The following is a 1,503-nucleotide window of genomic DNA, read 5'->3' on the forward strand; positions in this document are numbered from 1 at the left end:
TGTTGTAGTATCCCACATAATACGACCGACGTTTTTGTGCTTCCTCTTGAGAAATAGGTTCTACAGGCACAAAAGGAATTTGGTAAGATTTCCAACTACCAAAATAACTAACCGAGTTTGTCCCAGGAGTATCTGCACGGCTTGTCATACTGATATTCACATTTTCTGAAGATGTACATCCATTCAAACCAGAGGCAGCTACAGTCATGATTACTAATAATGTAATCGGTAATAGTATTGTGTTAGCCTTCCATTTTCTTATTCGCACCATTTGATTTATAATTACCTTCTTCTCCAATTGAATAAGAACAGCAGGATAAGCTGATCATCAAAAAAAGGAGAAGTATATTTTGATATCTATCCAAGGATTTTTTCATAGGTTATGAAAAATAGGTTTATCTACCAAAATATCCCTCATTAACATTCACGATTTCTGCATTTTCCTCATACAAAGAAGATGTAAGCTTCATTGCGTAACACTAATGCACCGAAGAAATATAAACATAGTGCGTTACATTTCATTAACGCACCCTACGAGATTGGCGATTCCTACTTACAAATCATGAGCCTTAAAATAAACTACAGGGTTGGGACTAGAAGTATCAACCATGATCTCACTAGCCCATTTTTGAGTATTCAAAAATCCTCCCATAACTTCTTTTGCATCATCGGGATTCCACCAAGCAATATTTTTAAATTCTTCGGAAGTAAAGGGACGAAATCCCTGTTTTAATGGTTTTACATATCCAGCATTGTTCAAAAAAGAATTTAGATCCTTTTTATTCAAAACTAATCGAATAATAATTAGTTTATCAATACCAGATTCAGTATGAACTTGGATATTTTGACTACTTGCAGGTAACTTAATACGAGCCAAACTTTCAATTTTGGATGTTTCTAACTTAGCCTCCTTTTGCTGCCAAACATGACTACAAGACAGTATTAGTGAACTAAGTATAATCAGGCTGATTACTTGCTTGCCTTGATAGTTTTGATGTCGAATTATCATTGATTAGATATCTGATATCTGCAAAGAGATTAGCGATTCCGAAGTTGCTGATTTGAGGTATGAAAATTTTTTTGATGATTTTCAAACCCTTGTAGAGACGTTCCATGGAACGTCTCTACATCTAAATTCATACCCTAATTCAGCAACGCCAAAATATCAAGCACAGACTACTTGATAATATTTCCATTGCGATCAAAGTTTTGATTTATTTCTGAACCATCAGCTTTAATCATATTTCTGGTTTTTAATTTTCCGTTATCCCAATAGATATATTTATCTTGCCACTCTAATTTACCATCAAGGTGTTTTTCAAACCGTTCAAGTTGTTTACTACTGTTGTAGTATCCCACATAATACGACCGACGTTTTTGTGCCTCCTCTTGAGAAATAGGTTCTACAGGCACAAAAGGAATTTGGTAGGATTTCCAACTACCAAAATAACTAACCGAGTTTGTCGGAGGAGTATCTGCACGGCTTGTCATACTGATATTCAC

Annotated in this window: 3 protein-coding genes; all 3 read right to left on the bottom strand. The window is 35.0% G+C overall.

The features are described from left to right. Positions 1 to 208, bottom strand: a 208-nt coding sequence (locus FJR38_RS11070; protein ID WP_168536992.1) for a hypothetical protein, incomplete at its 3' end; no start/stop codon positions are given. Between the two features lie 345 nt (positions 209 to 553). Beyond that, positions 554 to 1,009 carry a hypothetical protein gene (locus FJR38_RS11075; protein ID WP_168494303.1) on the bottom strand — a complete coding sequence of 152 codons (456 nt, stop codon included), beginning with the start codon at positions 1,007 to 1,009 and terminating at the stop codon, positions 554 to 556. A gap of 167 nt (positions 1,010 to 1,176) precedes the next feature. Beyond that, a partial coding sequence (locus FJR38_RS11080) for a DUF6156 family protein (protein ID WP_217360006.1) occupies positions 1,177 to 1,503 on the bottom strand: 327 nt, incomplete at its 5' end.

The sequence above is a fragment of the Anabaena sp. UHCC 0253 genome, assembly GCF_009712085.1.
Taxonomy (GTDB): domain Bacteria; phylum Cyanobacteriota; class Cyanobacteriia; order Cyanobacteriales; family Nostocaceae; genus Dolichospermum.

Excerpts from the sequence above, each read along its gene's own strand:
- FJR38_RS11075 (WP_168494303.1), bottom strand. The coding sequence starts at position 1,009 with ATGATAATTCGACATCAAAACTATCAAGGCAAGCAAGTAATCAGCCTG.